This is a genomic window from Nonomuraea sp. NPDC004702 (assembly GCF_053601695.1).
The window spans coordinates 1-4,528 of the sequence record NZ_JBSGCE010000166.1; the positions used below are offsets into that span (position 1 = coordinate 1).

4 protein-coding genes are annotated in these 4,528 nt (G+C 71.2%); 2 read left to right on the forward strand and 2 right to left on the reverse strand.

Annotated features, from left to right (window positions below; all coding sequences use genetic code 11):
- The first annotated feature begins 452 nt into the window (after window positions 1-452).
- Both ACWEJ6_RS54280 and ACWEJ6_RS54285 read left to right on the forward strand, forming a co-directional pair.
- The gene (locus ACWEJ6_RS54280; RefSeq protein ID WP_452433583.1) at window positions 453-659 is read left to right on the forward strand and encodes a cupin-like domain-containing protein; all 207 of its coding nucleotides are present in this window, start codon (window positions 453-455) and stop codon (window positions 657-659) included.
- Window positions 598-1,068: a cobalamin-dependent protein gene (locus ACWEJ6_RS54285; protein ID WP_452433585.1), complete on the forward strand. Its 471-nt coding sequence runs from the start codon at window positions 598-600 to the stop codon at window positions 1,066-1,068. Before ACWEJ6_RS54280 ends, ACWEJ6_RS54285 begins: the two co-directional genes overlap by 62 nt.
- Window positions 1,069-1,249: 181 nt before the next feature.
- Here the strand turns inward: ACWEJ6_RS54285 and ACWEJ6_RS54290 are convergent, their stop codons facing one another.
- Window positions 1,250-3,667, reverse strand: coding sequence for an FtsX-like permease family protein (locus tag ACWEJ6_RS54290; protein ID WP_452433587.1), 2,418 nt, complete (start codon window positions 3,665-3,667; stop codon window positions 1,250-1,252).
- Window positions 3,664-4,389 (reverse strand): ABC transporter ATP-binding protein, encoded by a 726-nt coding sequence (locus ACWEJ6_RS54295; RefSeq protein WP_452433588.1) that lies wholly within the window; start codon window positions 4,387-4,389, stop codon window positions 3,664-3,666. Before ACWEJ6_RS54295 ends, ACWEJ6_RS54290 begins: the two co-directional genes overlap by 4 nt.
- Between the last annotated feature and the right edge of the window lie 139 nt (window positions 4,390-4,528).

Sequence of the window (4,528 nt, forward strand, 5' to 3'; positions counted from 1 at the left end):
CAGGTTGAGCGCCACACCAGCGACAGCCGGGGCGCGACGTCGAACGCCGGCCCATCGGCAGGCTTGACGACGACGTGATCGAGGAGCAGGGCCAAGAGTTCCTTCTGCGGATCCGGGTCCGCGCTCGCCTAGCAGCTCTCCATGCTCGTTTGTCCGGTGGGACCAGCTCGGCGCCGCGGCGGTCCGCAACTGGGCCCGGCGCTCGGGTCCGTGTCACCCGGGGCAAAGTAGACGTTGCCGCAGGCCACAGTGGGTGACGACTGCGGTGCCCGCCCTCGGGCTTCGGTCCGGGCGTTCGGGGATGAGTCCGGCGCTCGCCAGTCCGATAACGTCGGCGGGCGTGTTTCCGCAGGTCGCGTTGCTCGCTAACAGCTTTTATGTCAAGCCATCCGGGAGCTCCCGGTCGCTCGCAGCCACTTTGCGTCTGGTGACACGGACCCGAGCGGAGAGCCGTGACGGCAGTCTGGTTGGCCTCCGCTGGTAGCCGTACCCCGATCCACCGCGATGGGGGTGACGGGCTCCTGGGCCAGATCGCCGGGCACAAGCGGGCCTGTCTGGCCGCCTCGCTGTCACCGGGTGACGCGCTGTACATCCCGCGTGGCTGGTTCCACGACATCGACAGCATCGACGTCTCCGCCTCACTCGTGCTGCGTAACTGATCATTACTCGAGGTCACCCAGCCATGCGCATACTCCTGGTGGACATGCCGACGCCGCCGACGGTGTCCTTCGGGCGGCGCAGCCAGCCGCTCGGAGTCGCCTACCTGCTAGAACGGGGCACGACGTCGAGATTCACGAGGGCAGCAGCGACAGCGGAGGGCTCGACGGCCTGGTCGAGCGGTGTCTGTCGGCGCGGAACGGGCTGATCGGGTTCTCCACCACCACTCCGTCGTTCCCGCTGGTGGGACAGGCTGCCGCCCGCTACCGCGCGGCCGGTGGACAGGCGCTGCTGGTGGCGAGCGGACACCATGTGAGCGCGGTGCTGCCGACGACCGTCCTGGCCGAGGTACCCGAACTGGACGCGGTGGTGAGCGGCGAGGGCGAGCAGCCCCTGACCGAACTGGTCTAGGCGCACGCGAGCGGTGTCGGTAGGGAACAACATCAGTGGGTCGGGGAGAGGCGGTCGTGGTGCGACGGGCGGGCCTGCCGGTGGCTCGGCCCGGCCCTGTGCCGGTCGCGGCGTGAAGGAACGGCCCTCTTCTCGTGCCCCACCCGAGGACGGGGGCACGAGAGAGGCGGGACCTGGTCCGCTACGCGATGCGAGGAGACCTTCGGCGGCGCAGCAGCCGGCGGGCGGGCAGCATGACGGCTGCCGTGCCCGACAGGAACACCGTGCCGAGCACGGCCGCGCAGACCGAGGGGGACACCGACAGCGCGGACAGACCGGTCACCGCGCCGCCGAAGGTCAGCAGCGTCACCGCCGCGACCAGGGAGCCGACAGCGGCCCCCGTACCGAGGACGAGGCAGGTCTCCAGCCGCAGCATGGCCAGAACCTGGCCGCGGGTAGCGCCGATGAGCCGGAGCAGCGCCAGTTCACGACGGCGGGACGCGGTGGCGACGGCCAGGGTGGTCATCACGCCGATCAGGGTGAACAGGGAGATCGCCGCGACCGCGAACAGTCCGGGCAGGCCCTGCCGGCGGGCTTTCTCGGTGAGAGCCGCACTGTACTGTCCGGCGGACGTGGCATGGGTTCCGGGGAAGCGGTCGAGCACCGGTCGCAGGTCGGCTTCCCCCTTCACCAGGAGGTAGTCGTCGTGGCCCGCGTCGGTGACGTGGGCGGCGACCACATCGTGAGGCAGCAGGGCATCCCCGAAGCCCTGGCCCCGGTCGTAGACGGCCACCACCTCGGGGTGGATCAGGGTGCCGTCGCCGAGCCAGAGGGACACGGTCGAACCGACGTCGGACGTGCTGCCGACGTTCGAACTGAGCGCGACCGTGTTCGTGCCGCGCAGACCCTTCAGCGAGCCCGCCTTCACGCCTGGGTCCAGGTTCGACAGCGCGCCCTTCAGCCCTTGGGTGGGCAGGGACTGGAGCTGGTCCGCGACCTGCATCACCACGGTGGTGCGTTTCACCGCCGTCACGCCGTCGGGCCCGGCCGTTTCTCTCACCGCCTGGTACATGGCCCGGGGCACGCCCGGCCCGTTCGAGACGAGGACGTGGTCCGCGCGCAACCCCGCGGCCGCCTGCGTCCGGGTGGCGTTGACCGCGGTGGTCTGCACGAACAGCTGGCTGGCGCCGAAGGAGAGCGCGAGCGCGATCGGCGTGATCACCGACGCGAGTCGCACGGCCGCGGCGGTGGCCGTGTCGGTGGCGAGCCGGCCCGGGACCGGGAACAGGAGGCGCATGACGGGGCTGAGGACGACGATTCCCCCTCGGGCGATCGAGGGACCCAGGAGGGCCGCCGCCCAGATGAGGGAGAGTACGAGTCCGCCCATGGCCGCGGTCGCCACCTGCCCGCCGAACGCGAACGCGGTGCCGGCCGAAGCGAGACCGACGACCAGGAGCACCAGGCCGGTGATCACGCGCCAGCGCGGTAGCCGAGTCGGTTCGGCGGAGGTCTCGCTCACGGCCTGGGCCGGCCGGATCCGGGATACACGTCGTGCCGCAAGCCAGGCGGAACCGATCGCGGTGAGCACCGTGAGCGCCAGGGCACCGACGACAGGAAACGGTCCCAGAGCGAGCCCCAGCCCCGGGGGCAGGACCCCCTGCTCGGCCATGAAGCGGTGCAGCAGGGCGCCGAGCCCGAGCGACAGCAGACCGCCCAGGAGCGACGCCGGTACCGCGACCTTGAGCGTCTCGCGGACGATCACCCTGCGGACCTGCCGAGGGGTGGCACCGATGGCGCGCAGGACGGCGAGTTCGCGGGTCCTGTCCCGTACGGACGTGTCCAGGAGGCCTGTCAAGATCAGCAGCACCACCAGGAGGGCGACTCCGCCGATCGACGCACAGACGCCGATCAGGTCGAGTCGTGCCGCCGCCACCTCCGGGTTCTCGACGTCGCCACGGTCCGCGCCGGTCGCGACGACGAGACCGGGGGCGGCTGCCCGCAGCGTCTGGGCGGACGTCTCCTTCGTGCCGAGCACGACCAGCGCGTCCGCACGCTCGGGATGGCCGCTGAGGACCTGTGCCGTGTGCTGGCCGAACCAGACATCGCGGCCTGCACCGGACCCGCCGGCCACCAGACCGCTGACGCGGTAGGGCTCCGGCTCCTTGCCGCCGACCTGGAGACGGACGGTGTCCCCGACGGCCATGCCGTTGCCGGAGTCCACCGCGACTTCGTGTTCCGCCCGCGGGGCCCGGCCGGCACGAAGTTCGACAGCGGTGAGCACGGTCGCGTCCCAGCCACGGCCGGTCCGCGCGGCCCCGCCCGCGGTGACCACCGGCAAAGAGACGTCCGCGACCACCTCGGTGACCCCCGGTGCCGTGCGCACCCGGTCGGCCACCGATACCGGTACCCGGGCTCGTTCCACCAGTGGCCTGGCATCGGTCTGGTCGTCCTTGACGACCTCGACGCGCTGGCTCGCGGCGACGACGGCCACGGCGCGCTCATAGCGGTCGGCCGATCCGTGCGCCCGTAGTGCGGACTCCAGCAGGACCCCGAACGCGCCCGTCAACATGGCCGCGCACACCAGTGCCACCGCCACGCCGGCGGCGATCCCGCGCCTCACAGCGTCCCCCAGTGGGCCAGTACGGTTGCGGCGGAGGGAGCCGCCAGCTCGTCGACGATCCTGCCCTCGCTCAGGAAAACGACACTGTCGGCCCAGGCCGCGGCCACCGGGTCGTGGGTGACCAGCACGACCGTCTGTCCCATCTCGTCGACCGCGTCACGCAGCAGCTTCAGGACGTGCTCGGCCGACCTCGGATCCAGCGCGGCCGTCGGCTCGTCGGCGAAGACGATCTCCGGGCGGGTGACCAGCGCTCGGGCGACCGCCACACGCTGCTGCTGACCGCCGGACAGACGTGCTGGAAGCCGGTCCAGATGGCCGGCCATCCCCACCCGGTGGACCACTTCGTCCAGCCAGCGCCTGTCCACCTGGCGGTTCCCGAGGGACAGCGGGAGGGTGATGTTGCGTTCGACATCCATCGAGGGCATGAGGTTGTAGCCCTGGAAGACGAATCCGATCCGTTCACGGCGCAGCCGGGTCAACTGCGTCTCGCGGAGCCCGCCCATGTCCAGATCACCGAGCCGTACCGTTCCGCTGCTGGGCCGGTCGAGGCCGGAGGCGCAGTGCAGGAAGGTGCTCTTGCCCGATCCGGACAGGCCCATGATCGCGGTGAGACTGCCCTTGCGGAACCCCCAGCTGACCCGGTCCAGCGCAGTCACTTCGCCATAGGACTGGGAGACCTCCTCCAGGGACACGGCGAACGGCGTGGCCCGGGTCGTCGTCATCGGTCGCATGATGGGTCCTTCGGTTTCCTCGATCGGTCAGAACGGGTACCGCGGCGGCGTGGTCGTCGAAGCGCAGCCCGGGGCGGCTCACGAGGTCGCCGAAGTCGGCAGGACGGGCCAGCACCGCGCTGTCCAGGCC

What these genes read in the sequence shown, in the direction of transcription:
- ACWEJ6_RS54295 (WP_452433588.1), bottom strand. Translation starts at nt 4,389, where the DNA reads ATGACGACGACCCGGGCCACGCCGTTCGCCGTGTCCCTGGAGGAGGTC.